Origin of the sequence: Sphingobacterium puteale (genome assembly GCF_050986225.1) — a bacterium.
Classification (GTDB): domain Bacteria; phylum Bacteroidota; class Bacteroidia; order Sphingobacteriales; family Sphingobacteriaceae; genus Sphingobacterium; species Sphingobacterium puteale.
Window position 1 is genome coordinate 323,690 of the sequence record NZ_CP158959.1, and the last position, 24,651, is coordinate 348,340.

A 24,651-nucleotide genomic window follows, 5' to 3' on the forward strand; every position below is an offset into this window, starting at 1 on the left:
TAGTAATTATGTAACGCTTTTGGTACATGAAATATTGTTCTAAGCGCTTTATTTGAATGGTGGATTTGCTAGTGATCAGTGGGTAGATCTGTCGAACCGAAAACCGGATGCCTGATATTTACTTAGAAATGTGTAAATTAATGGCACAAATGTATCCTGTAAATCTAACTAATGGGTAAAGATTATCATTATAAAATGTCTGGCGATGAGCTGCAGTCGAAGACCATTGATTTTTTGCGTTTCCCACTGATTGTGGGTGTGGTATTTATCCATACGGATTTTTCAGATATTGTTATGAAGGGTGTAAAGCAGATCAGCTTTGTTAACTACCCCTTGTTCTCGCATACCTTTTTCTTATTTTCCAAAATTGTTTTCGAGCTCTGTGTACCGCTTTTCTTTTTTATTTCAGGTTTTTTATTTTTCTATAAAACAGCTGGTTTTTCTATGGAAATCTACCTGCAGAAGTTGAAAAATCGTGTCCGTTCGCTGTTGGTTCCTTATATTTTCTGGAATCTGTTGGTCATCTTATTCCTTTTGCTTGCACAGTCATTTTTGTCGGGCAGTTTAGTTTCAGGAAGAAACAAATTAATAACGGATTATGACCTGGCGGACTGGCTCTGGTCCTTTTGGGATACCTCTCAGGTTAACCCGCACTCGGAGAAATCGTTGCCGGTTAATTCACCCTTTTGGTTTATCCGTGATCTGATGGTTGTAGTGCTGTTTTCGCCTATAGTCTATATCCTGATTAAAAAACTGCGGACTTATGCCGTAATTATATTGGGATTGCTCTGGATTTTTAATCCCTTTTTTTATTTGCCGGGGCTGAGTACGGTTTCTTTCTTTTTCTTCACTGCGGGGGCGTATTTTAGTATCAACAATAAAAACTTTGTCAGTGGTATGCGGCCGATGTTATCGATCGCCGTGCCTTTGTATGTCCTGCTTGTTGTGGCACAGTTATTATTTCTGAACAAAAGCTGGTGGGTTGATTTATACTGTGCGGGAATTAGCATAGGTCTTATTGCTACGGTGTCAGTCGTTGCTCATTTTATAGGAAAAGAAAGCTGGCGTACAAACAGGTTCCTGGCCACTAGCAGCTTTTTTATTTTTGCCTACCATCGTTTACCTTTGGTGTTTGTTATTAAGTTTTTATTTAAGTTACTCAAGCCACAGTCTGAAGTCTTATTGCTGTTCCTGTACTTTTTCTGCCCTGTTATTATCATTGTTTTTGGTCTGATGATTTACAGTTTTTTAAAGCAGTTCTGGCCCCGGTTTATGGCAATTGTCAGTGGCGGACGTTAATAGAGTTTATGAAAAGATATAAAAAGCCTGTCATTATTCTGTTTGTACTGGTTATCGGGGCATTGCTGGTCAACTATGGACGTAAGATGTTCATTAAAAACAAGTATAAGCGAATTAAAACGGAATATGTTTTTACGGATGTCATCAATCTTGGTTGCACCTCGGTAAAACAACAGGGCGCATCAAATACCTGTTGGTCTTATACCGGTAATTCATTTCTGGAGTCGGAGATGATCCGAATGGGAAAAGAGCCGGTCGAAATTTCACAGGTTTATACCGCCAGGCAGGCCTATGTGGACAGAGCGCATAATTTTGTGCGTCTCCACGGAGGTCTGACGATGGGCGAAGGGGGACAATTACATGATGTTCTGAATGTATTTCGCAAGTATGGTGCGATGCCGGGGGCGGCTTACACAGGCTTACGTGGCAGACAAACCTATAATGATTTTAAGAAAATGACACCCATGCTGAACGCCATGCTCAAAGTGCTGATAAAGAGCAGGCCATTGACCCCAAACTGGGAGCAGGCCTACCGCGCAACACTTGATGCTCATCTTGGGGAGGTACCTCAACAATTTGACTTTAAGGGCAAAACCTATACGGCGCGATCATTTGCGGATCAGGTGATCGGCATCGATCCTGATGATTACATTGGTTTTGCTTCTGTAACGGATCAGCCGTACTACAAGCCTTTTGTGCTAATGGTGCCGGACAATTGGTCATTTGACCGTTTTTATAATGTGCCGATGCAGGATCTAACGGAAATTATAGATAGGGCATTGCAACAGGGCTTTACCATTGCCTGGACAACGGATGTGTCTGAAAAGGGGTTCTCATGGCCTTATGGTATTGCTTATGTTCCCGAAAAACCCTTTGACAGTATGTCCGGCGAAGAGAAAAAGACCATGTTTGTCAAGCCGATGCCCGAAAGGAAAGTGACTCCCGAAGAGCGGCAGAAGGCCTTCGACAATTGGGAGACCACCGATGATCACGCGATGCATATTGTAGGGCTGGCCAAGGATCAGCATGGTAAAGAATATTACCTTGTTAAAAATTCATGGGGGAAAGCCAACGATTTTAAAGGGTATATGTATGTCACCAAAGAATTTGTCAGCTATAAAACGGTTACACTGATGTTACATAAGGCGGCGCTGGATCCAACGCTAGCGTCTAAACTGAAACCTGAATAAGTTTATCCGTTAAAATGACGGCCCCGAAAAGGTGTAAAATACCCCAAACGCGGTATTTTATATATTAGGATGCACCATTAATTTTACGCCTAAAGAAAGGGGTGAAATTATGAAAAGAATAAGCCTATACACTTTTATGCTATGCATGGGGTGTTTTTTAATCATTGGTTGTGCGAAAAAGGAACGGGAACCGGAGGAAGATAACTCCGAACAGCTCGAAAAAAAGGAGCGGGCCACCTACAACAATAAACAAATGCCCGGAGTAGGGAATGTGTATGTATCAGGAGGCACACAAGCTGGTGGCAAGCAGGAGCTGTATGCCAAGGCTGACTACCAGAGTGGTCATCTTGCGTATTATATATCGCCCACAGCAACTGATCTGGGAGCGGATCATCGTATTGTTTTCGGTGCCAATAAGGGGGATCTATGCGTCGTTGAGGTGGATGATGCAAAGCAGGTTTTACGTATGTATACCGAGCGGGAAGGGAAACGTTTACCTGTCATGTTAAAAGTCAGCCAGTATAGCCTGAAACAATTTGAATTCCAGCTCTATCGAATAGATTGGGACAAAAAAGTTGAAGAACTCGTGACAAGTGTCTATCTGCGTGATGGCAAGCCGGTAGGGACATACAAATTAGCCGCCCGCGCAACCAGTGCGCTTGCGGATACCGTTGCCAAGGATACAGTGGGATTCCCGGGAGTAAAAAGACCGGCTAAGCAGTCATCTGTCACGGCCAACACAGCTGTAATGCTGGATTATGTCAATCGCATATTAGGACCTTTGGTCGATCTCTCCAACGAAGGAATGGCAACTTTATCCGGCAAGTTGGAACAATCATCCGCCACAGCAGCTGCGTTTGGGGCATTGTGGTACGATCTGGGCGTAATGAATACGGTTCTTGCACAGGCTGGTTTGCTATTTGGCTCGTTCCGTACCGATCCTTTAGCAAAAGATGATCCGATGTCGAGTTTCAGTTGGTATATGGGACAGGGGCATACGGCTGTCAATCTTAAAAACATGCAATTGACGCCTGTACTGAAAAACTCTACACTGTTATATGATGAGACGGATCTGGCTACGCAATTAAAATTAACGGTACAGGTAGAAGATAAAAATAAAAAGGCGTTAATCGGAAACCCGGTATTTGTCGACTTTAGGGTGGAGCTCGAGCAGGACGGCAAGATCCATGTGCTGTCAGAACAGACCTTAAGCTCGGACAAAGAAAAAGGGACCGTTGAGCTGTTATATAATCCGCATCAGGCCGCGGTAAAACCTAAAGTAGGGAGCAAGCTCAATATTTTATACAGATTGAGCGCACACGAGGGGGCTGTTTTCGCCAAACAGGAAGCGAGTATCGCTGATCGGGAACCTGCCCGCATAAGTATTGTCAGTGGTGCCGGTCAGGAAGCGGATTGGGAAGAAAAGCTGAAAGCGCCCCTGATTGTCAAAGTAACGAACAGAGCCGGGCAGGGTCTAAAAAATATTAGTATTAGCTGGACAGTGCAATCGGTCTCCTGGGGAATTATAGTCGGCACATTGAGCGATACACAGGTTGTGACAGATGATCAGGGATTGGCCAAGACGTATTACAGGGTCGGAAAGCAGCAGGAGAAGCCCGAGACCGTCAAGGTACAGGTAGTCGGTAGCAATGGACAGCCTATTCCAAAGGTCGAAACTATATTTACCTACAAACAGAAGCGGAGGAATTTTACGCTTGTGCAGATGAAACCCGAGAAAGATACATATTATGGCAGTTCCAGTACAATGCGTGAGTGGAAAAGTGGCGATGCGATTACTATTATGGAGAATGAAATGATCCAATTCAATATCAAAGAAGATGGCAAATTGTTAAAAAGACAGGATGGAAGCATTGTCGAATTTGGATTAGGTACTAATGATATCATTCGAAAATGGCAATATGGTACGAAGACATTTCAATCCAAAGACATTCTATTGAAAAATTGGGCGGTAAAATTTTCAGATCCCATCAGTGGACGTACGGACAGTATTGTGATTGATCTGACCATCAGTAATCAGCTCTACCGCACTTTTGTGGGAAAAACGCTCCGGGCGGAGGGAGGTGGTAGTACAGTGGATGGTAATAGAGACGAAGTCTTAACATTTGCATACAGGGCAGATGGAAAGGTTGAAATGAAAAGTGCCAAATATCCAACAACGAATGTACTAACTACATACGAAACTCATCTTACCTACAGTTATGTGCCAATCTATGGTTGTTCGGATAAAAATGGTGTAATACCCTATACAATGAAGAGAGCATTGGGTACCATAAGCTCCCCCGCAGGACCTTCAATGATTTATGGCATGAGTTCATCTTTTCTACTATTTGAAGATGGTACCATTAGGCCCCTTTCTATGGGTAGCGGCTTTGATGCTTGTACATTTAACAGATTTTGGAGCAGTGTCAAGCTGCAATAAAACATTTTTTAATTGTCTGGTTCTGAAATTACGTTTCCATTTAATAAATAAAAGGGCTATTCGGACGAATGGCCTTTTCTGATCTATTTCTGATTTTCATATACCCCAATAACTATATATTGATGAAAAATAGCCTCGGCTGGTACTGCATTCTTGTCGAATGTTTTTTTAGTTCGCTACTTTGGGCACAGGAGATAACTACGGTATTTCATGCGGACCAATCTATTTTGTTGAAAAATAAATCTATATTTTCAGAAACTATCGATATAGATACTGTGGCAATAGGCTCGGTAAAAATTAATGAATTTTTTGAACCCGCCCTGATGATGACTTATGGCGTTATCCGGATAAACAATAATCTGATGCATGGTTTCGACCGGATGCTGAAATCCAATCTGCAAAAAAATGCGGGGCCTAAACGAAAAGTTGACGATGTAGTGCAATATCTTCCAACGGTCACTTTTTTGGGTTTGGATTTTATGGGCGTTAAGGCAAAAAATAGTTTTAAAAATCGTTTTTTGTATGGTACAGCAGCTCATCTACTCATGGGGATAACCGTCAACATCATGAAAAACTCCTTTACTGTGCAACGTCCAGACCAGTCTGCTTCAAACTCTTTTCCTTCGGGGCATACCGCAACTGCTTTTGTCGGAGCTGAACTATTATGGCAAGAGTATAAAGATGAATCAATATGGTACGGCATTTCGGGTTATACCCTGGCTGCCGGTACGGTTTTTTTTAGAATGTATAATAATCGGCATTGGTTTTCTGATATCGTTATGGGGACTGGTATAGGAATTGCCAGTGTCAAATTGACCTATCTCTTGTTTCCGCTGATACAGCAACGCATGAGGGAAGAAATCAACAGATTAGTTTTACAGCCGTATATGATGGTGTATACAAAGGTTTATCCGTACGGTTGAGCGTGCCTTAGAAACCAGATTTTTATTATAAACCGGCAAGCCCTGTATCGACAATCTGAACATAAAAAAGCAGGCCGAGTTCGATGCAGCGTTTGATTAATGAGCTGCTGTTGCGCGTATTGGTTTTGCGCAGTATATTTTTTCGGTGCACACGAACGGTTAATTGGGATATTTCAAGTTGTTTGGCGATCTCGGTACTTGACATTCCCTGTGCAATATAAGGCAGAAGTTCAAGTTCGCGCTTTGTTAGCGTGCAGCTGCTGTTATTCTTTGCCGGGTTGACCGAGAGATCTATTTGATAGAAGTCACTGCGCCCATTGATGCCCATAACGGTGGCGATGTAGTTATTCTTAGTTGACAAATGGGATATATCTGTATGGATATTGAGACTTCGAACAATCCTGTTCTCATGATCCGCAATCAGGGTAATGGCTTGATGATGAAATAACCGGTAAGATCCGTCTGCAACAATCATACGGAAACAATAGCATGATTTTAACGATTTGAGGTGTTCTGAGCCGATCTCATTGATCTTGGCATAGCAGGCTTCCTCTGCATTTAGCACGAAAGAAATGTCATCGGGATGGATGAGATCAATAATCTCCTGAAGTTGCGACGGTATAAATTCCAGTCCGTGAATATGGAGTATATTGGGGTGTTGGTGGCTCAGTTCCTGCGCGCGGATATTGATGAGATAGTAGTAATAATCACCTGTAAGGAATATTTCCGAAATTAGACCAAGTATTGACGAGGCATCCACAGCGAGATCATCCGAAGAGAAAATATCCGGATATTTTTCCCAAATGGGGGTCAGGCTATGTTCCTTAGTTTTCATTGTTACAATAATAATAAAGCAAGGCTGCGGATAAAATACCCCATTTAGGGTATTTTATAGGAGACCAAGCTCAATACTTTTCTTGATCAGGCATCCACTATTTGAGGTCTGCGTTTTCTTAAGGAGACTTTTTCGGTGTACTTGTACTGTAAATGGTGAAATAAAAAGTTTGTCAGCAATTTGCGGACTCGTGAATCCCTGCGCGAGCAAACGGAGCACTTCCATCTCACGCCGCGAAAGCTTTGGAAGAATAAATTCGGAAGGATCAGCGGAAAGCGCTAATTGACAATAATTTTTTTCACCTAACGCTTTTACGAGAACAATTTTATTGTTTACTGCCGTAACATGGTTAATGTCCGTATGGATATTCAGGGCTGCGGTAAAACGTCCTTCTTGATCCTGACTTAAATGGATGCCCTGATGATGAAAAAGATGGTAGGTGCCGTCTGCAACTTTCATGCGAAAACAATAGGATGTGCGGTAAAATATGCCTTTCCTAAATCCCAGTTCTTCCATTTTTAATAAGGTGGCCTTTTCTGCCTCAAAGACAAAGTCCTTATCATCGGGGTGGATATAGTCGATCACCTCTTTCAAAGTAGTGGGATAACAATCTGCTCCATGTAAGGTAAGCAGATTGTCATGAATATTATAAATCGTATAATCAGCAATATTAATAACATAATAATAAAATGGGCCTATGGCCAGCATTTCAGAGAGATATTTACCAATGGGCACCTTTTCAGGGACCGAGTATTGACTGGCAATGGCATCGGGATAACTTTCCCAAAGATCGGCGAGCAAATGCTGTTGTTTTTTCATCTTTCCATTTGGTTAGTTATTCTACGCTTTAAAAAAGCAAAGTGCATTTAAGCAATGCTGGCTATGCATCGCTGTTTTTCATGATACGGCTAAGATGTATTAAAAATAGAAAAATAACGTTAAAATGCCAAATGGAATTGGAATGGATACGATGTAGTGAAACAGAAAAGGTAGTCTCCACAGGAGACTACCTTTTCTGTTTGGAGGTAAAGATATTATTTTTTCAGGTAGTAAGTTTCGACCCATTTGACCGTTTGTCCTTCCCCGTTTTTGGTCATGCCCTCGCCCTTGAAGACCAGTTCCTGATCTGTTAACTTGACGATGGTAAATGCCTCCTCCTCCTCATCATCGTCTTCTTTAAAGATTAATTTGTTGTCTTTGACTTTCCATGTAAAAGGTTCTAGATCGAAGCGACCGTCACCATTATCCCATCGTTGGGCTCCGGTTCCGTCTTTTTTAAACTCGGCCCATTCACCGCTCTTGCCGATATAGGTATCCGTTTCACCCGGTATTAACTGATTTACGTATTTTTCTAAGTTCCATTTGCCGACGATATTTTGCTCAGTTTGACCTCCTTCGGTGGGATCTTTATCTTTACTACATCCCGTAAATAGTAATAAAAAGAGACATAGCCCCATTGCTAAAAGACCTGTTTTGTATTTAATGATTTGTGTTTTCATAATCTCCTTTTTTTATGTCAGACGGTACTGGTCCGCCGGATGATTGAAAAATTTATATTTAGCGGACTAAAATCTAAATGCTAAAAATACCCTGCTCCCGTTGAGTATTATTTTCTCTTTTACGGTTACCTCCTGTTCTTCCAGCTCGTCAATAGCGATATTAAAACTGTGCTTGGCAGATCCCCAGCGGGTTTCAAAACCTAGGCCAAATGCACCGTAATTCGCGGTTAAACCTGTTGTGAAAAAATTACCAAAACCGCCCGAAAAGTCTTCATCAGCATATAATAATGAGTAGGAGGGCGCGTATCGAACATGGCCCGAAAGGGTGAATCCGTCAGTCAGTCCGACGTGAACAGATGGACCTACCTGCATGCCGATTTCCCCTTTATGGGTAACATAGTTGTCTGTCTCGGTAATCATTCCTCCATTGCCATCTTCAAAAGAATAGGTTTCACTTTGTTTAAACTGTGCATAATTTAAATCAAGATAGGTCCAGTCAATCCCGAAATAGAGCACTTTGGCGATGGGGTACCGGTTGAGGAAAAATGTCCGGCCACTGCTAAGGGATGCGCCAAATTTACTTTTGAGTTTTGACTCACCGTCAAAGTCGTCATCGGCTTTAATATGTTGCGAAACATACCCAATATTTAAGTATTTTTTTCCCGGCTTGGACTGTGCGTTGGCAGTGTAATAAGCTAAGCTGAAACAGGTTAATAGTAATAATGCTTTTTTCATAGTTTTTTGGGTAATAAAGTTGCGTTAATATTTTTTTTAAAAGTAGGAGGATAAAATACAACGTGAAATACCGCGTTTGGGGTATTTTGTACAATACTACTTTTGAATAATTTTATCCTTAAATAGAAATTTGCTCCCGGTTCGATGGCTTTTGGTGAGTTTAAGTATAACCTATGAAAAACGCAAAATGATCGTGTTTAATGTGAACTTTACTTTGTTTTTGTTGCATTTGCCTTGTTTGGTTACCCTGTTCGTTGGCTTGGGTGTAAGTGTATTTTGGTTTGGTCGAATGGCATATGGCAGAAGCTCGTTTAATACACTGCTGATGTTGGAGAGGATATTGATCAGCTATGTGATGATACTTACATCCATAGTGGTATTTGTAATCAACCTTTCGGTGGCAGGGGGCGATTTTGGAAATTATCTATCGAATGATATCTTTTGGTTAGGGATGGGAATTGCAGTTGTGGGCTTTATGTTTACCACAATTTTTGTGATTGCCAAATGTATTTTATGTTGGTCTTTGGCACATGGCCTAGGCAAGCGGAGCTGTCGTTGGTATTTAGCTTTTTTACCGCTTTGGTTAGTTTGTTTTTTGGGACAGATAATCGTCTTTATTTTGGCGGTAATAAAGTTAGCATAGAATTTTAAATTCCCAATTGTTTCCATAATTGTGTCTGTGATTTGTGGTATGAACTACGATAGACACGCGATACAACGATTTGGATTTTTGGTGATAATAGGAATTATTTTGCTGACAGATTCGGTCAGTGCGCAGGAAAATAGGCCGTTTCCGGATAAGGTGCACCATGCCGAGCCACTATATAATGATCTTGTTCGTGATCTGGGCGCAAGAAAAGGGGAGAAGGAGTTTAATGTGGGGGCTGATATCAAAAAAATGGATAGGACAGATGAGTATGGCTATTTGGCAGAATATGAGTTTGCACCCATGGACCGTCTGGGGCTGGAGGTGGAAACCGATTTTGCCTATTCAAAAAGTAAAACGGCCGATGTTTCCTCGGGCAATGAACTCGAAAGGTTAAGGCTGTCATCCCAGTATTCCTTTTATGTTTCCAAAAAACAGGCGACAACATTGGCCATAGGCTATACACAGATTTTTAATTTCGAGGATGGAGGTACTGCGTTCAATCCCTTTTTTGTAGCTGCGAAAAGCTGGCATACCAACTGGCATACATTAATTTATACCGGGCCAGAAATAGCTTATCATTATAAATCACGTACAACCGAAATGAACTGGCAGATCAATACTTCCTTGCATTATACCTTGCCACAAACCGACCATTTTATTGGCCTTGAGGTGAATCAGGAAGTTGCCGGAGGCCTGTTGGAAACAACACTTAGGCCACAGGTTAAATTGGGGCTGAGCAATAAATTGGCCATCGGTATGGCGGTCGGCTTTCCGATAGCAGGAAAGGAAAACGCAATCAGCTCATTTTTTCGCCTGATTTATCAGCTTTAAACACTCCTAACTGCTTTGTACAATTGTCGTATGCAAGACAAATGACGAAGAAAATATATGTTTGTTGTTTATGAATTCATGTGCTGTCAGCTTAAATTATAAATTATTTCTTAAAATATGATACAATATATTGGTATCGTATAAATCCACTGATCTTAACAGGTTCCGTTTTGTTTCATAAGGGATAATTTTTGGTTTTACCCAAATATCAAACGTTACACTAAAAATTTACTCTTATAAACTTCGTCCAGATAAGCACCCAAAGAGCGGGTTCTTTCGGTGTCCGTATTGCTGATATAGCGCTGAAACATCTGTTCGGTACTATGTCCGGTTGCTTGCATAAGTAATGGTGTCGGTATCTTCCCGTAAAAATTGGAGGCAAAACTGCGTCGGCCAATGTGACTGGTAATGGCTTCCCATTTTTGTATCAGTTTTTCTGTCGACCTGAAACCAGTTCGGGTGCGAACTTTGATCAGGCTATTTATACCGGCCAGGCGCGCGATTTCCTTAATCTGTTCATTGTATTTCTGAGCGGAAAGTTTTGAAGGGAAGTCGTTTCCATTAGCAGACATAATATGTACGACAGTAGGATGTAAGGGAAGCAGAATCGTCTTTTGTGTTTTTTGCTGTGTAAACGAAAGACAGGGTTTTCCGTCCAGGATTTCCATCATGTCCAGGTTAAAATTCATGAAATCTGAAACGCGTTGTCCAGTGTAACAGCTGATGGTTAGCCAGTCCTTGGCTGCCTTCAGTTCCGGGGGGACAACAGTTTCTTTGATACGGATGAGCTCATCTTCGGTAAGACTGATGACCCGGTTGTATTTTTTAATTTTTGGGAGTTCCAGTTCGTAAACGAAGGTGCGTATTCCTCTTTTTTCTAAAAAATTCAGGACAGTACGAACAAAATATATAGTCCGATAAATGGTACTGGAACTGTAGGATTCCAACTCTCCGAATCTGATAAAATCTTTCACAAAATTGCTGTTTACTTCGTTGAGCATCAGGTTTTTTTGCTGAAAACCTTCGAAGCGCTTCAGCATGCTGAAAAAGACCTTGTATCGCCGATGTGTATTGCCGGATATGAGGTGCAGACGGTTCTGGATAAAGTTGTCCGTTGCTTCTAACAGACTTCCGGGTTCATAAGGGCTTTCTTTTATAATGCAACATTTTTTTATGAGCCGGGTCAAAACATTGAGTGAAAATTTACGTTGTTTAGATGCGACCTCTTTCAGGTAACTGGATACCGAAATTTTGATTGCATCTAATTTTGCGTTAAGCTTTTTATAGATTTTTAGGTAAATGTTTTCCGGGCGCTGTTTATCTTGATTCCAACGATTGGGATTGATCTTTAAGGTTGTTTTTACGACAAACTCTTTTTGTTGTTCATCAATAAATTTTAGGGCAATCTGTGATGTTGAGCCTATACTCAACAGGGTAAAATTGAAAATCATCGCGTACACTTTTTACTAATATCTGAGTATAAAGATAATAGTATATACGAATTAGTCTAATTCAGACTACAATTTCACTTACTCAAATATACCGTTTTTATTTTAAATGCGTGCAAACGATTGTGTTAAAATAACCATGAAATTAAAAAAAATACCCAATCATTAGCTGAATGGGTATGGTATAAAAATGTTTAAAATTTATAGCACTGAAAACCAGGTGATAACATATTTTTTTTAGTCTGAATTAGACTAACATTATTAGCCCAAGTGGTTATTTAGAAAATGTTTAAAAAACCTATCGTAGCATAATGATGAAATCCAAACGCAATTATATACAACCAAAAGTTGAGGTAATACTTGTCGAACCGGAGAATTCTTTTTATAAAATTTCTGCCGGAAGAGACGTGGAAAAAATAAAACCCGATTGTAACAAAGTGTCGGACATTAAATTGTTGGAAATGAAAATACTTCCTTCTTAATCTTTTGATAATTTGGAGTGATCTACTACAGTTTAATGTAAAAAATAAGCACACATGGAAAACAAGATTAAGTTGGTCTTTGCGGATGACTGCAGGCTTCAGCAAAAAATTATTGAGCTGCTTTCGACGCAACTTGATCTGTTCGACTTGCAATTTATGGCGGATAACGGGAGCGAATTGCTGCGCTATCTCGGTTCTTGCAAAGTATTGCCCCAGATCTGTATTTTGGATCTGCACATGCCCGTTATGAACGGGATTGATACGGTACGTGAAATAAGCCGTCGATTTCCATCCATCAAAGTATTCGGATATACTGCTACGGATAGTCTGATCGAAATAAATGATTTTAAGAGGAATGGAGCGCTGCAGGTGTTTTCAAAACGTGATCCGAAACAGATGCTGGGATTAATTTGCGGTTATGGAATGATGGGGGCTCCATATGAGAGGCCTCTGGTTGTTAGAAAAAATATTTCAATCATTTCGCATGAAAATTCCTGATCAACTAGGCAATATCACGACCGCCGGTTTCCGGTTTTTTGGTTTTAGGAGCATCCCCGACCAGGACCTCGAACAAACCGGTGGGGATTTTTTTACGATAGTCAAGACCTTTGAGCCGATTGATATTTTCGTTGAGAAAGAAAAATATCATCTTAGGGCAGACCAGATGATTTTTGTTGGTCCGGGTAGATCCATTGACATGTCAAATCTGCGTGTGGGCAGAGGTTATGTGCTCCGTTTCACCGCTAAATTTTATGAACGTTCGGTCGAGGATACAGCCACTATTCATTCACCCGTGTTCTTTGGGGAACGTCCGGTTCTCCATCATGATTCTTGCTTTGTTGAACATGTTTTTAAACAGCAGATTACGATCCGGCTTGGCAGGGCCAGCATGCAGGGGGACTATATATTTGATCTTGTTGCACATCACTGTGTGGAATCGCTTTTGTTAGATGTGTATCATGAGGTATCGGCCGGCGATCAGATGCTGCAGCAAAAGAACGTAAGCGATATTGGGCTGGTAAATCATTTTTCAATGTTGATTCACAAACATTGCAGGGAATATACCTATGTGCAATTTTATGCCGATCAGCTTCATGTTACTGCGCGTAAGTTAACGGATATATGTATGGCGACCACCGGAAAAACTGCCAAATCAATGATTTTGTCCGTTTTGGTGCAGCAGGCTGTAAGGTATATCAAGCATACCAATCTTTCCATTTCACAGATATCCTATGAAATGGGATTTAATGACGAATCCAACTTTAGGAGTTTTGTAAAGAAACAGACCGGTTCCATTCCGCTTGCGTTGCGACAGAGCTAACCATTATAAAAGTTCAAAAAATGAAAATTCATCTGTTATTTTTGATCGTATCCATTTTAGTTATCGATCTGCTATATGGTAAAGTTGTGATGGCGCAATACGCATCGTTGAGCATTCAATTAGGAACTTTTATTTCAGTAAATAGCATCCCTGCTGTGCATCATTCTTCTTCGGTTGACATGATATCTGCTCCTGATTCATTGGTTGTTAGGGCTTTGGGAACATTTGAGATGCAGGTCTTTAGGAAAACCATTGATAGTATGAGCAGTTCAGTTATTGAAGGAAATAAAGACAAAAGTTTTCCAATAGGGAATAGACCTGTTTTACTAAACCAGAGGGGGAATACAATAAAGGGGCTGGGGCAGATAAAATTTCCGCTTGAAAGTGAGGTCGAAACTATTATTTCGATTACTGCTTTATAGATTTTGGTTTTCTATTTCTGATTTGAAGTATAAAAAGGGCCTTTTACTAATGCTACCCTTGCATTTGGGTCTTGGCAAGGGTTTGCGTTGTAACACTTCGCCGCCGACATACTTTCGTAGCAAGCTATAGATCCTTTCTGTGCTAAAATTAACTTTATAATTTTCTTGAAAATCATCGGCCATCTGTTCGAGGGTGCGAGCTTCGGTAAAATAATCTGACGCGTAAACGATATAGGCGATCAGTTCACGTTGACGTCTAAGGTCTTCGTTGACCGATTCACTTATGGGAGCTACTTTTTGCTTCAATAAGAAGTTTTGTTCTGGAGCCGAATTTGTTTTCCTAAAAGCACTTAACCCGGGAACCTTGTTAATTGCGATCTCGAGTTCGATTTCAGCGTTGAAAAAATCAGTAAGAGGAATGGAAAAGGGACGACATATTTTGGCAACATGTTCGACAGTGATCGTAAGTGTCTTGTTGTAATGACTACGCAGCGGCCCTGCTGTTAAACCCGAAAAGCTGGCAAGGCCGTTAAGTGAGAGCCCGGTCTGATTCATAATCTCAGTAATACGTGATGAAATCAATGTTGCTAGTGCATTGTCCGTGACTTTTCCCATGATACTTTTTCTGAAAATGATATGCTGTAATGCAGCTCGTCACTTGTCACACCTGTCACCTTGATCAGCTGCTAGGCCAGCATAGTTTAAGAAGGACGGGTGCAAAATCGTCAGCTTTTTAGCATGCAGGAAATAGCAGTAAGTAAAGAGTGTGTTGGTTTAACAAGTTGACTATAAGTGATTAAAAAATAATGGAACGAACGCCTTCGTTCCATTTTATCCATTAATATTATCAAGTCGAACGCAAAAAAAATGACTTGATGGTTCAAAAGTAGAAAATATATTTGGAAATTTCCGTGTGGAAATTGACGATAATCGTGTTAAAAAGTGTGAAATAAATATTTTGTAGGGAGAAGGCTACAAATAAAAAAAGCGGTTAGATTTTGTCTAACCGCTTGCTTTGAAATAGGAATACTGAAAGCATCAGTTTATATTAGTTTGCGCGTACGCAACGAACATTTTTGAATGAAGTTCTCAATAAATCTAAGCCTAAGAGTTCTACATTCAATGCTTCAGCTGTAGTTGAAGCTTTTACAAATGGATCTCCAAAAGGCGCGCCAAGGAATGTACGTCTAGTTGTAAAGGCATGATAACCATAGTAACCAACTCTTGTGCCTAAAGCGTTCAAAAGAGGGCCTGCAAGTACCGGAGAATCTGTCCAGAATGCAGCTGAGGCATCATAAGAAGTTCCTAATACAGGGATATTTGTGTCCAAAACATTTAAACCCAATAGGTTTGCCGAAAGATTTGAAAGGCCAAGTCCTAATAATCCATTGCCACTGTCGCCAATCCCAGTAAGAACTGCTGTATTTACAATCTGTCCATTGTAGAAGAAGCGCAGATTATTTGAATTTGACGTTGCTGTACCAAAAGCATTTGTCCCAGCTGTACCTCCACCAGTAATCGCGTATTGAGCGTGGTTTCCTCCATCAGTACCAACTGAGGATCCCGGTGCTGGATCTGCAGCGCCCAGTAATGTTCCGACAAGATTGAGTACGTTATTTAACAATCCTGTTGTCGAAGTTAGGGTTTCAACCTGCGTGCTTGTAGGCTGTTTCCAAAGTCCTTGCGGATATATTCTTGTACAAGGATCTCCCTTTTGTGCAGCACTTGATGGGAATCGAGCGGCAACCAAAGAACCGTAAGAGAAATAGCCATCTCCTCTACTTCTTTGTGCATTTGTCGCATAGAAAGCATATTTCCGTAAAGGATCGTTTCCATCTCTTTCAAATAAATTTGAACGGCTCCATCTTACAGCACTACTGCCACTGCCAGTGACTAATGGAGATTCAATAACATTTAACAATAAGCGATGGCTTTTGCCTAGCTCAGGTGTCACAGAGAAATTAAAATCCGTTGCAGTTGCAAAGTATGTCCGTGCTAAACTCCCGTCTACGTGGTTAATGTTTAAGTTCTGTAGTGTTACTTTGACAGCACTTTGTGCAGCGGTTGAGGCTGTATATACGTAAGCAATTTTAGCATCATTATGTAGTGGATCGATATTTTTGAAATCGGCATAGCTAAGCGTCGGTGTGAATGATGCACCGGCGGTCACAGTACCATCCAATAAATTAATGCTTCCTGTTGCTAAATTCAAACCTGATACAGAAACACTAGGGTTCCCAGTGATATTACCAAAAACACCGATAGTATTTAATTCTATACCAACGCGTGAAAAAGCGTGGTTAAATAGAATATTAATGGTAGGGCTAGACGCTAAATTAACACTGCCAGTTGCATAAAGCACGTCTTTATTCTGAGGAAGTGCAATTGATCCACTCGCTGGCGTTATTGATGGCGCTGTGTCTTTCGCGTTGTATGAAAGTGCAACCCAAGTGTAGGATCCGGCTGGATCAAGACCTTCGATAGTACCTGCAGTGCCTGACAATAATTCTTTCGACGTAACTAGTGTATTTCCTGAGTAGATGTATACTACATATTTTGTGTCTTGTTCCATATTCTCTGTTACTCCAGGAGCAACGTCAGCTGCTGTGCCGTTTGAACGTACAGAATTAGCCAAACTACTGGTTTTTACAGGAACATTATTATCCGTCGAAATTTGCATGTCGACATCACTGAACGAATAAATTTTGCTTTGCGCTGTTTTGCTGGATGAGGAAACACCCATACGTTTTACACCTTCATCGTTGTTTGTATTGATACCGCCAACTGAGATGGTTAATTTGTTGCTTTTTGTGTCAACAATTTCTGTTTTTGAATCTTTGGAGCAGCTCGTTATCAACGTCCCTGGTATCGCAAGTATTGCCATTGCAACAACCCAGTGAGCCCCTTTCTTTTGTAGAAATTTCATTTTAGTGCTTTTCTGTTGTTAATAATTTAAATACTTGTTTAGGATGCGTCACCGTTATTGGTTTCGTCTGCTCCGGCTCCCCAGCCGCTTGATTGTGGAGTAGCGCCTGGTTGGGCTTGAGAACCTGCAGCAATGCCTTGCTCAAGTTCAATAACGTGCTCCTTAATGGACGGAGCAACGTACATTTTTTTTGCGTTCTTATTCATGATAATATTATTTGGATAATTCATGCTATTGCTAGCATGGGGTTTAAAATTTAATGGACAATTTAATTTTTCATTGTTAAAAATTTAGAAATTAACGTTTTGATAAGCTACTTGTCTCTGCGTACAGACAAGTGTTGTTGTTATCGCTGCGTCAATTTGTGATAATATTCCTGTTAATGCCGTTATAAATTTATATATGTCTACTACTTTTTCTTAGTTTGGCTAAATACAATATATTTTTGAATTGTAATATTACGATTAAATATCAACTTGTGCAAAAAAAAATTGTAAATTATTTTCTAACATAAAATTCATTTGATATTTAAACATTTTCCATTTCATCGATTTATTGTCTGTCTCTTTTTTATATAACTGTCTTTTAATGTAAAATGGCAGTGTTTTTTAATACTTTCTATCGCATCACATGACAGTGATACTCTGCTTCAACAAAGAAGTTTGATTTTTGTTTTAAATTTCATTCATATTTTATCGGTGATTATTTGTTTTATAATTAACATGTTTGAATAGTTGGTTCTCGGTAGTCTATATTTTCGATATTCACGTGCTTGATTATTCTTCTTTGGTGTATGTTGAATGTTTTAATATAGCTAATCAATTTCTTAGTACTAATCACTTCTGTTTTAGACATAATATATAACATCTAGCTGTTTCTTGTATTTATTGATAAACAATATTTGTGGTGTGTATTTGTTGTTTTAGAAAAATATATATCGACCTATATTTTTTTTGTTGTTATTTGTTTTTATTTTCATAATAATTAAAGTGTTTAAGCAATTAATATCTTTGAATTCCTCGATTTCGGTTCATAGCTAAACCACATTTTTTGATCCGTTCTGAAAATTTCGGCCATCTCTTTCTCGTGGCCGAGTTCTCGAGAATCTTACATCAATTCTCATGTAAATGTCATGCAAATAGCTCGTTTTAAGTTGGCTTGTAGTGCTTTGGCTACAGGAAAATAAACATCGTCCGAATTCCTTTGGTCCCTTTCGAATATTATCTACTTTCGTGCAACTTCTGATTTGGAAGTGTCATATTATTCTGTAGTAAAGGTCTGTCTATTAATTAGATAACATCTTTTTTTAGTGTGTATAAATTACACAAACATAAATTGCTTTAGAACATTAAAAATATAAAAAATGAAAACGAACACAAAAAATTTGGCTAACCTAAATGGCCGTCTTCCTTATGAAACTCCTTGTGTGAATGCGTTACATGTAGAACTGGAATACAGCGTTGCTGCAGGTTCCAATCAAGGTTCTGTTAGTGGTTCGATGACCGAATCTTGGCAGACTGAGACGCAAAGTCAGGATGTAGAGTGGTAGTATTTAGGATAAATAAATTAATAGTGATATAGACAATTATTTTATGAACAAGTTTACAACAAAATTCGGTTTAGCCTCTCTTTTGGCATGCGTAATTTTTATCTCATCATGTAGTAAAGATACTAATAATGTGGTCATTCCAGATGAACCAACCTTACGTTTAAATATAGGACAGGCATTTGCGCCGGAAGGTCCGGTAAAAGCGGCTTCAGTTGGTCGTTCTTATGCTTCGGCTGCACAAATAGTAGAAATTCCGTTTGACAATCAATATACATTGGTGGCGACGTTGACCGCTGAAACCGCAGCGGCTCCGGGTTTAAAAGCATCTAACCGTGCGGCTACCGTTTCGACAGGTACTGATCAGAAAGCATTGAAACAAGGTACTGTTTATTATGTTGCAATTTTTGATGCAGCGGGTGACTATAAAGAAACAAAATCTTTTACACAGGGAAATGGTACGCAGGATTTTGCGATTGAAAAAGGAAAATATACTTTCGTAATTTATGCGTCCGGTACCAATAAGACGTTGCCTTCAATTGCCCCTGGATCGAAGCTGAACACCGTGAATTTCGCTGGTCTAACTGCCGATAAGGACTTTATGTTAGCTCAGGTTCCATTTGAGGTTAAAGATGGTCAGAACGTATTGAGTGCTGATCTGGCACATTTATTTACACAGGTGACACTGAAATTTGACGCCTCGCAGTTGGGCTCAGTAAGCAGTATTGCGGGGGCAACAATTGCTCCTTCCAGTGCAGCTGTTGATGTGTCGCTTACAAATGGTGCATTGACCTTTATTGGGGCTGCAAATCCGGTAGCATTCAATCTTAAAAATACCAATGGAACAGTAATCAATTCGGATTCTACCTACATCACAACGGCTGCTACAACAAATGGAACAATAGTATTGTCTGGAGTTTCAATAGCTGGAAGTGTTGCAAAGAATTTAACAAAAGGGGGATGGAACCTTAAACCTGGTGTGAAATATCAGTTGGATATTACTTTGAAAAAGCCAATTGACGTAAATATCGGTGGTAGTACCTGGGGACTGGGAAATTTGGTTTATAACCCAAATACGGGCAAGTATGGCTTTGCGGAAGCGAATAATGCAGCCGGCGATTATTTCTTTGCTGATTATGTGTTGCCTAAATTTGTTCCGACATCCGATACAAAGGATCCCTGGATTTACCAAACTCCTTCAAGGGAGCGAAACGGTGCGGCTGGTGACCCTTGTAAATTGGTAGATGGTAATACCTGGAGATTGCCAACCGAGCAGGAGGCTAGTGCATTGATCCAAAGGACAAACCCCAATAGTGCTGAAAATCAACGTAGCGATGCGGCAGCTAGATGGGTAGATACATTTAGCGGTAACGCTGGGGGCAAGATGGGAATGTTCTATGGTGTCTATAATCATCCCGGGGCGGCAAGAGATCAGTATTTATTTATGTTATTTGCTGGTCAGTATAGTACGTCTAATGCATTAAACGGTGAAAATAATAAAGCTTATTATTTGATTACAGCTAATGGTGGTGGATACAAAAAATTTGAAATGGGGGGAGCCAAAGGAAGTGTTGGTTGGGACTGTCAGATTACCGGAATTAATTCCGGTGATGCCGTGCAGGTGCGTTGTGTACGAAATTAAGATACTGAAAGATCTAATTGAATAACAAGTTTAATGGAGACGCCTTTCCTTTTTGGGAAGGCGTTTTTTTTCGTTCCAAATTATTTATTAAATTCGCTTGGCCTACGCTGCTGATTTTTCAGGGTGTTATTTTCGGATAATTGGAAATTATGGAATTTGGAGTTCATCGTGTGATCGGAATAGAGCGGGAGGCGTCGGCCATTGCTGATGCAACGGCAACAGACAATTATACCGTCCTTTTTGTGTCGGCAGGTGGCTGCCGGATTCAGATTGATAAAAAAATGGTTGAGGTAAACGAATACAGTCTCGTTCTGGTGCCAAGGGGAGTTAAAATTGCATTTGATCCGGACGAGCGGCGTGCTTTTTTAATTATCTACTTTTCCGAGAATTTTTTTGCACGTACAGACATCGATGCTTCATTTATCCGTAGTTTTAAATCATTTGACAGACGACAATATACCTATCAGGTGCTAACTGTCCCTCAGGAATACGCGACTTATTACGAGTTTGTTGGACTGCAGCTTAAGCTCTCCAAGCAAAACTATAACCAGGCTATCTATCGTGACCTGGCACATAATATTGTGAAGCAAGTGGTTTTGCTCGCAGCGATTTACATGGAAGAAAAAGGGCCGGGTGAGCTGTTGGGATATAATATGGATTTGGTACGCCGCTTTGAGGATCTCGTAGAAAAAAATGTAAAAAAGGAGAAACGGGTGATGTATTATGCCGGCGTGCTCAATATAGGTAGTAAAAAACTAACCAGTTTAACAAACGAAGTGCTTGGAATTACACCAAAAGATGTGATTACTGGCGAATTGTTGCGCGTGAGTAAAAAGTCATTGGTGGAGTCTTCGCTCAGTATTAAGCAGATCGCCTGGGAGCTGGGCTATACCAATGTAAATAATTTTAGTACGTTTTTTTTGAAGGAAACCGGCGTAACTCCAAAAGAATATCGAAAGCGCTGGCAAGGATAAGTTTATTCGCTCCTGTTTTTATACTTTTTAGACCGAAATTCATACTTTTCGCCTTATTTGACATTGTATTTTTGTGTTAGTCAAACACCCTGCACGCCTTATGAAAATCATAAAAATACAGGTGTCATAGGATACCTGCATTTTTATGTGTTTATCCCGAACGTCACCCGCCAATGCAATAATTTTATTGCAAGCGGGAGGAATGCTGATCCTGTAATTCGTCAATCGTTGTTAAAAGTGAAGCCAAAAAAGGTCAATGTCAGATGATTTGCTGTTTAATGGTGCGGGGTAACCTGTATTTTTTTAGCCGGCAATGCCCTGGGATTTACTGTTGTTGAAATGATCTGCCAGGCTTTGATTCTGGATCGGCGAAGTTTTTAACATTTCACGCACCGGATATTTTTCTGCGATTTTCTGTAGTGCTTCAAGATGCCGCTCATGATGCAGGTCCGTGCCCACAAAATCATACATGCCGGATTTTAATAAAGTCATTGCAATTGCTTTCGCATCAACGCCATAGTATCGGCTGAGGGAAAGTAAATTGAGTTGCAATAAACAGCCCGCGTCCTTGATCTGCTTGTAAATATTGAAATTGTTATGGTAATAATTATAACGTTCGGGATGCGCTAAAATAGGTTTGTAGCCCAGTTTTTGAATATCCCGAATGGTATGAAATAATGCTTTGGACTCGGACAGATAAGACATCTCGATCAGCACATAACCGCCGGGTATAATGCAAAGTTCATCCTGTTGAACAAGGGATGCCAGGCCGTCATCAATCATGTGTTCGGCCGCCGCAAAAATCGGAGTATCGTTTCCGATGTCTTTAAGACCGCTGATCAAGGCCGTCTGCGCCTCTTCGATCGTTGATTTTGTATTAGGGTGTACGCCTGCCATAATATGTGGGGTACAGATAAACTTTCGCAGCCCCAGCTTTTGTAAAGCTTGAATATATGCGATTGAATTTTTTACAGATGCACTGCCATCATCAATTCCTGGAAGAAGATGGTTGTGCATGTCCACTTCTAAAAACTCGAGTTGGGCCAATGGTCTTATGGATGAAGGCTTTTTATTGGTAAATAAATGGGTAAAAAAATTCATAATATATAATTCAAGTACATGGTTTTGTCTGTCTTAATAGGATGTTTTACAAACAATATGCCAGTTTTAGTGTTTATGAAGAAGTATAAAATGTAAGGAAGAATGAATTTTGTTGAATAATAATAAATTTGAAAAGCCTTATGTTGAGGATTTTTTAATTTTTATTGCTGTTTGTAATATTTTCGGTATAATAGTTGCTTACTCCACGATGATGCGAATAGCGCGTACATGGCACCCGTCGTTATTGTTATTTTAGTAAAAAGGTCCAAATGATTGTTAAATTTTAAGTATCTTGGTCATCTTTTATGAAATTGAAATAAGCCATATGCGTTGTACGGACTTCAAAATAAATACGACGGTAAAGAAATAAACTAAAAGAGAAGGAAGCTATGATGGGATCTCTATGGGATTTAAGAAAACGGTTGCGAAAGGATAATCCTCGGTGGGTCATTTTGCTCATTGATATGTGGTTTGTATTGGCGAGCTATATATTTTCAAACTACGTAGTCAATAATTTCAAAGGTGTCTTTGATGTGGCACTTATGTTGAAGAAACTTGTGCTCGTGCTGCCAGTGTACTTCGCTATGTTTTTGTGTTATAATACCTTTAGGGGAATCGTGCGTCAGACAGGAATTCGGGATACCATAAAAATATTTAAAACGGTCACCTCTGCCTATATCACATTGATGTTGTTGACCCTGGTTGTTAGAGCTGTTTTCGAAAAGGGGACAGTAGAGGATGATTACCTCCGTCTTTCGTACGGGGTATTAACGATGCAGGCCTGTATTTTAATGGTGATCATGGTAGGGGCGCGCGTGGTATACCGGACGATTTTTGAGTATCTGTTCCTGCCCGCAAGAAAAGGAGAAAATGTGTTGATTTTTGGAGCTTCACGTCCCGGGCTGGTGTCTTTCTCTTTGTTGAAAGAAGATCCCCGGATCAAGTATCAGGTTGTCGCCTTTGTAGAAGATAAGGTTTCACGCATCGGAAAACGCCTTGCAGGATTGAAAATAAAGGATATTACCGAAATTACCAAGGAGTATATCAGTAAACACGAAATTACGCAGGTAATCATTGCCGTGGAAAACAATGACCCCGAACGTTTGGAATATGTCTCGGACTGGTTTCAGAATATCGGGCTTGAACTTAAAATTATGCCATCGGCAAGGATTTTGCTCAACTCCGGCGCAAAACGGGAGATACGTCCTTTAAAAATTGAAGATTTGCTCGGTCGCAAGCCCATTAAGCTGGATCACCCGGAGATTGAAGAAGAAATGAACGGTAAAGTGATCCTGGTCACGGGAGCGGCGGGATCCATTGGTTCGGAGCTGGCCCGACAGATCGCAAGACGTCATTATAAAAAGTTGATCCTATTGGATCAGGCGGAATCTGCACTATACGATATCCAACAGTCGATAAAAGCAACACAACCTGAACATCTGCATTGCATTGTGGGGGATGTCCGCAACTACGCTTTTATGCAAAATATATTTGCACAATATAAGCCGGATCTTGTTTTCCATGCTGCGGCGTACAAACATGTGCCATTGATGGAAGCCAATCCCTACGAATCTATTCAGACAAATGTACTTGGAAGTAAGAATGTCGCTGATCTATGCATGCAGTATGGTACAAAGAAAATGGTGATGGTTTCGACGGATAAGGCGGTCAATCCGACAAATGTGATGGGGGCAACAAAACGAATGGCTGAAATCTATGTGAGTAGCTGCAGCGGAAGGGCCGAAACTAGTTTTATCATTACTCGATTCGGTAATGTGCTCGGATCAAATGGTTCGGTCATACCGCTCTTTGAGAAACAAATGGCAAGCGGTGGCCCATTGACCCTGACACATCCCGAAATTACGCGTTTCTTTATGACTATCCCTGAGGCCTGTCAGCTAGTACAGGAAGCCGGTGTCATGGGAAAAGGCGGTGAGATATTTGTCTTCGATATGGGCAAATCCGTTAAAATAATGGATCTGGCCAAACGGATGATCAAACTGAAAGGTTACCGCTATCCCGAAGATATTGACATCAAGATCGTAGGCCTGCGCCCGGGGGAAAAGATCTATGAAGAGCTTTTGGCCAATAATGAAAATACGGTAAAAACACATCATCCGAAAATTATGATTGCCAAAGTAAAACACGATGAACTTATCCTGAAGGCTGAACGGATCAATGCGGTCTGCCAGCAGATTGTGGATGCAGATCAGCATCTGCCGGATTTTATGGAATTGGTGGCAGCGATGAAGCGTATTGTTCCGGAATTTAAATCTCAAAATTCAGAGTACGAAGCGTTGGATAGCACGATTGAACAGGAGTATATAAATGATGTCCCCGTTTATTCGCTTATTAAGAAAGCATAAACTTAGGTAAAGCAATCTTAGC

The 24,651-nt window shown here is 40.4% G+C and carries 21 protein-coding genes; 12 read left to right on the forward strand and 9 right to left on the reverse strand.

All coding sequences use genetic code 11. The features are described 5' to 3' along the window. The first annotated feature begins 171 nt into the window (after window positions 1-171). From ABTV71_RS01360 to ABTV71_RS01375, 4 genes are all read left to right on the forward strand, one after another. On the forward strand, window positions 172-1,299 hold the full coding sequence (locus tag ABTV71_RS01360; protein WP_433902026.1) for an acyltransferase family protein: 1,128 nt from the start codon (window positions 172-174) through the stop codon (window positions 1,297-1,299). A gap of 8 nt (window positions 1,300-1,307) precedes the next feature. Next, window positions 1,308-2,489: an aminopeptidase C gene (locus ABTV71_RS01365; protein ID WP_433902027.1), complete on the forward strand. Its 1,182-nt coding sequence runs from the start codon at window positions 1,308-1,310 to the stop codon at window positions 2,487-2,489. Between the two features lie 109 nt (window positions 2,490-2,598). Next, window positions 2,599-4,929 carry an Ig-like domain-containing protein gene (locus ABTV71_RS01370; RefSeq protein WP_433902028.1) on the forward strand — a complete coding sequence of 777 codons (2,331 nt, stop codon included), beginning with the start codon at window positions 2,599-2,601 and terminating at the stop codon, window positions 4,927-4,929. 122 nt (window positions 4,930-5,051) lie between these two features. Beyond that, window positions 5,052-5,852 carry a phosphatase PAP2 family protein gene (locus tag ABTV71_RS01375; protein WP_433902029.1) on the forward strand — a complete coding sequence of 267 codons (801 nt, stop codon included), beginning with the start codon at window positions 5,052-5,054 and terminating at the stop codon, window positions 5,850-5,852. Window positions 5,853-5,877: 25 nt separating this feature from the next. Here the strand turns inward: ABTV71_RS01375 and ABTV71_RS01380 are convergent, their stop codons facing one another. From ABTV71_RS01380 to ABTV71_RS01395, 4 genes are all read right to left on the reverse strand, one after another. Further along, window positions 5,878-6,687, reverse strand: coding sequence for a LuxR C-terminal-related transcriptional regulator (locus ABTV71_RS01380; protein ID WP_433902030.1), 810 nt, complete (start codon window positions 6,685-6,687; stop codon window positions 5,878-5,880). A gap of 54 nt (window positions 6,688-6,741) precedes the next feature. Further along, the gene (locus ABTV71_RS01385; RefSeq protein WP_433902031.1) at window positions 6,742-7,506 is read right to left on the reverse strand and encodes a LuxR C-terminal-related transcriptional regulator; all 765 of its coding nucleotides are present in this window, start codon (window positions 7,504-7,506) and stop codon (window positions 6,742-6,744) included. Between the two features lie 215 nt (window positions 7,507-7,721). Beyond that, window positions 7,722-8,186: a lipocalin family protein gene (locus ABTV71_RS01390; protein ID WP_433902032.1), complete on the reverse strand. Its 465-nt coding sequence runs from the start codon at window positions 8,184-8,186 to the stop codon at window positions 7,722-7,724. A 66-nt stretch (window positions 8,187-8,252) separates the two neighbouring features. Next, complete coding sequence (locus ABTV71_RS01395) at window positions 8,253-8,921, reverse strand: hypothetical protein (protein WP_433902033.1); 669 nt, start codon at window positions 8,919-8,921, stop codon at window positions 8,253-8,255. Between the two features lie 691 nt (window positions 8,922-9,612). On the opposite strand from ABTV71_RS01395, the gene ABTV71_RS01400 reads away from it, so the two are divergent. Beyond that, window positions 9,613-10,401, forward strand: coding sequence for an HAEPLYID family protein (locus ABTV71_RS01400; protein ID WP_433902034.1), 789 nt, complete (start codon window positions 9,613-9,615; stop codon window positions 10,399-10,401). A gap of 215 nt (window positions 10,402-10,616) precedes the next feature. Here ABTV71_RS01400 and ABTV71_RS01405 read toward each other — a convergent pair whose 3' ends face one another. Next, window positions 10,617-11,852, reverse strand: a complete 1,236-nt coding sequence (locus tag ABTV71_RS01405) for a tyrosine-type recombinase/integrase (protein ID WP_433902035.1) — start codon at window positions 11,850-11,852, stop codon at window positions 10,617-10,619. Between the two features lie 533 nt (window positions 11,853-12,385). Here ABTV71_RS01405 and ABTV71_RS01410 point away from each other — a divergent pair. The 3 genes from ABTV71_RS01410 to ABTV71_RS01420 are packed head-to-tail and all read left to right on the forward strand — an operon-like array spanning window position 12,386 to window position 14,074. Further along, window positions 12,386-12,829, forward strand: a complete 444-nt coding sequence (locus ABTV71_RS01410) for a response regulator (RefSeq protein ID WP_121126914.1) — start codon at window positions 12,386-12,388, stop codon at window positions 12,827-12,829. Continuing rightward, complete coding sequence (locus ABTV71_RS01415; protein ID WP_433902036.1) at window positions 12,816-13,652, forward strand: helix-turn-helix domain-containing protein; 837 nt, start codon at window positions 12,816-12,818, stop codon at window positions 13,650-13,652. The genes ABTV71_RS01410 and ABTV71_RS01415 overlap by 14 nt, the downstream gene beginning before the upstream one ends. Before the next feature lie 20 nt (window positions 13,653-13,672). Further along, window positions 13,673-14,074, forward strand: a complete 402-nt coding sequence (locus ABTV71_RS01420; protein ID WP_433902037.1) for a hypothetical protein — start codon at window positions 13,673-13,675, stop codon at window positions 14,072-14,074. On the opposite strand, the gene ABTV71_RS01425 is transcribed toward ABTV71_RS01420, so the two are convergent. From ABTV71_RS01425 to ABTV71_RS01435, 3 genes are all read right to left on the reverse strand, one after another. Continuing rightward, window positions 14,069-14,689 (reverse strand): hypothetical protein, encoded by a 621-nt coding sequence (locus ABTV71_RS01425; protein WP_433902038.1) that lies wholly within the window; start codon window positions 14,687-14,689, stop codon window positions 14,069-14,071. The two genes, ABTV71_RS01420 and ABTV71_RS01425, sit on opposite strands and share 6 nt — an antisense overlap. Before the next feature lie 433 nt (window positions 14,690-15,122). Further along, entirely contained in the window at window positions 15,123-17,000 is a 1,878-nt protein-coding gene (locus ABTV71_RS01430; RefSeq protein ID WP_433902039.1) for a fimbrillin family protein, read from the reverse strand. 38 nt (window positions 17,001-17,038) lie between these two features. Continuing rightward, window positions 17,039-17,185, reverse strand: coding sequence for a hypothetical protein (locus ABTV71_RS01435; protein ID WP_433902040.1), 147 nt, complete (start codon window positions 17,183-17,185; stop codon window positions 17,039-17,041). Between the two features lie 1,178 nt (window positions 17,186-18,363). On the opposite strand from ABTV71_RS01435, the gene ABTV71_RS01440 reads away from it, so the two are divergent. From ABTV71_RS01440 to ABTV71_RS01450, 3 genes are all read left to right on the forward strand, one after another. Continuing rightward, the gene (locus ABTV71_RS01440; protein ID WP_433902041.1) at window positions 18,364-18,549 is read left to right on the forward strand and encodes a hypothetical protein; all 186 of its coding nucleotides are present in this window, start codon (window positions 18,364-18,366) and stop codon (window positions 18,547-18,549) included. 43 nt (window positions 18,550-18,592) lie between these two features. Next, entirely contained in the window at window positions 18,593-20,188 is a 1,596-nt protein-coding gene (locus tag ABTV71_RS01445) for a hypothetical protein (RefSeq protein WP_433902042.1), read from the forward strand. Between the two features lie 149 nt (window positions 20,189-20,337). After that, the gene (locus ABTV71_RS01450; protein WP_433902043.1) at window positions 20,338-21,162 is read left to right on the forward strand and encodes a helix-turn-helix domain-containing protein; all 825 of its coding nucleotides are present in this window, start codon (window positions 20,338-20,340) and stop codon (window positions 21,160-21,162) included. Window positions 21,163-21,465: 303 nt separating this feature from the next. On the opposite strand, the gene ABTV71_RS01455 is transcribed toward ABTV71_RS01450, so the two are convergent. Then, on the reverse strand, window positions 21,466-22,263 hold the full coding sequence (locus tag ABTV71_RS01455) for a tyrosine-protein phosphatase (RefSeq protein ID WP_433902044.1): 798 nt from the start codon (window positions 22,261-22,263) through the stop codon (window positions 21,466-21,468). A 389-nt stretch (window positions 22,264-22,652) separates the two neighbouring features. Between ABTV71_RS01455 and ABTV71_RS01460 the strand changes: the two genes are divergently transcribed. Beyond that, window positions 22,653-24,629 (forward strand): polysaccharide biosynthesis protein, encoded by a 1,977-nt coding sequence (locus ABTV71_RS01460; RefSeq protein ID WP_245971461.1) that lies wholly within the window; start codon window positions 22,653-22,655, stop codon window positions 24,627-24,629. The last annotated feature ends 22 nt before the right edge of the window (window positions 24,630-24,651 follow it).

Excerpts from the sequence above, each read along its gene's own strand:
- ABTV71_RS01385 (WP_433902031.1), bottom strand. The coding sequence starts at position 7,506 with ATGAAAAAACAACAGCATTTGCTCGCCGATCTTTGGGAAAGTTATCCC.
- ABTV71_RS01375 (WP_433902029.1), top strand. The coding sequence starts at position 5,052 with ATGAAAAATAGCCTCGGCTGGTACTGCATTCTTGTCGAATGTTTTTTT.
- ABTV71_RS01455 (WP_433902044.1), bottom strand. The coding sequence starts at position 22,263 with ATGAATTTTTTTACCCATTTATTTACCAATAAAAAGCCTTCATCCATA.
- ABTV71_RS01360 (WP_433902026.1), top strand. The coding sequence starts at position 172 with ATGGGTAAAGATTATCATTATAAAATGTCTGGCGATGAGCTGCAGTCG.
- ABTV71_RS01420 (WP_433902037.1), top strand. The coding sequence starts at position 13,673 with ATGAAAATTCATCTGTTATTTTTGATCGTATCCATTTTAGTTATCGAT.
- ABTV71_RS01430 (WP_433902039.1), bottom strand. The coding sequence starts at position 17,000 with ATGAAATTTCTACAAAAGAAAGGGGCTCACTGGGTTGTTGCAATGGCA.
- ABTV71_RS01440 (WP_433902041.1), top strand. The coding sequence starts at position 18,364 with ATGAAAACGAACACAAAAAATTTGGCTAACCTAAATGGCCGTCTTCCT.
- ABTV71_RS01370 (WP_433902028.1), top strand. The coding sequence starts at position 2,599 with ATGAAAAGAATAAGCCTATACACTTTTATGCTATGCATGGGGTGTTTT.
- ABTV71_RS01380 (WP_433902030.1), bottom strand. The coding sequence starts at position 6,687 with ATGAAAACTAAGGAACATAGCCTGACCCCCATTTGGGAAAAATATCCG.
- ABTV71_RS01425 (WP_433902038.1), bottom strand. The coding sequence starts at position 14,689 with ATGGGAAAAGTCACGGACAATGCACTAGCAACATTGATTTCATCACGT.
- ABTV71_RS01460 (WP_245971461.1), top strand. The coding sequence starts at position 22,653 with ATGATGGGATCTCTATGGGATTTAAGAAAACGGTTGCGAAAGGATAAT.
- ABTV71_RS01445 (WP_433902042.1), top strand. The coding sequence starts at position 18,593 with ATGAACAAGTTTACAACAAAATTCGGTTTAGCCTCTCTTTTGGCATGC.
- ABTV71_RS01405 (WP_433902035.1), bottom strand. The coding sequence starts at position 11,852 with ATGATTTTCAATTTTACCCTGTTGAGTATAGGCTCAACATCACAGATT.
- ABTV71_RS01415 (WP_433902036.1), top strand. The coding sequence starts at position 12,816 with ATGAAAATTCCTGATCAACTAGGCAATATCACGACCGCCGGTTTCCGG.
- ABTV71_RS01400 (WP_433902034.1), top strand. The coding sequence starts at position 9,613 with ATGAACTACGATAGACACGCGATACAACGATTTGGATTTTTGGTGATA.
- ABTV71_RS01365 (WP_433902027.1), top strand. The coding sequence starts at position 1,308 with ATGAAAAGATATAAAAAGCCTGTCATTATTCTGTTTGTACTGGTTATC.
- ABTV71_RS01410 (WP_121126914.1), top strand. The coding sequence starts at position 12,386 with ATGGAAAACAAGATTAAGTTGGTCTTTGCGGATGACTGCAGGCTTCAG.
- ABTV71_RS01450 (WP_433902043.1), top strand. The coding sequence starts at position 20,338 with ATGGAATTTGGAGTTCATCGTGTGATCGGAATAGAGCGGGAGGCGTCG.
- ABTV71_RS01395 (WP_433902033.1), bottom strand. The coding sequence starts at position 8,921 with ATGAAAAAAGCATTATTACTATTAACCTGTTTCAGCTTAGCTTATTAC.
- ABTV71_RS01435 (WP_433902040.1), bottom strand. The coding sequence starts at position 17,185 with ATGTACGTTGCTCCGTCCATTAAGGAGCACGTTATTGAACTTGAGCAA.
- ABTV71_RS01390 (WP_433902032.1), bottom strand. The coding sequence starts at position 8,186 with ATGAAAACACAAATCATTAAATACAAAACAGGTCTTTTAGCAATGGGG.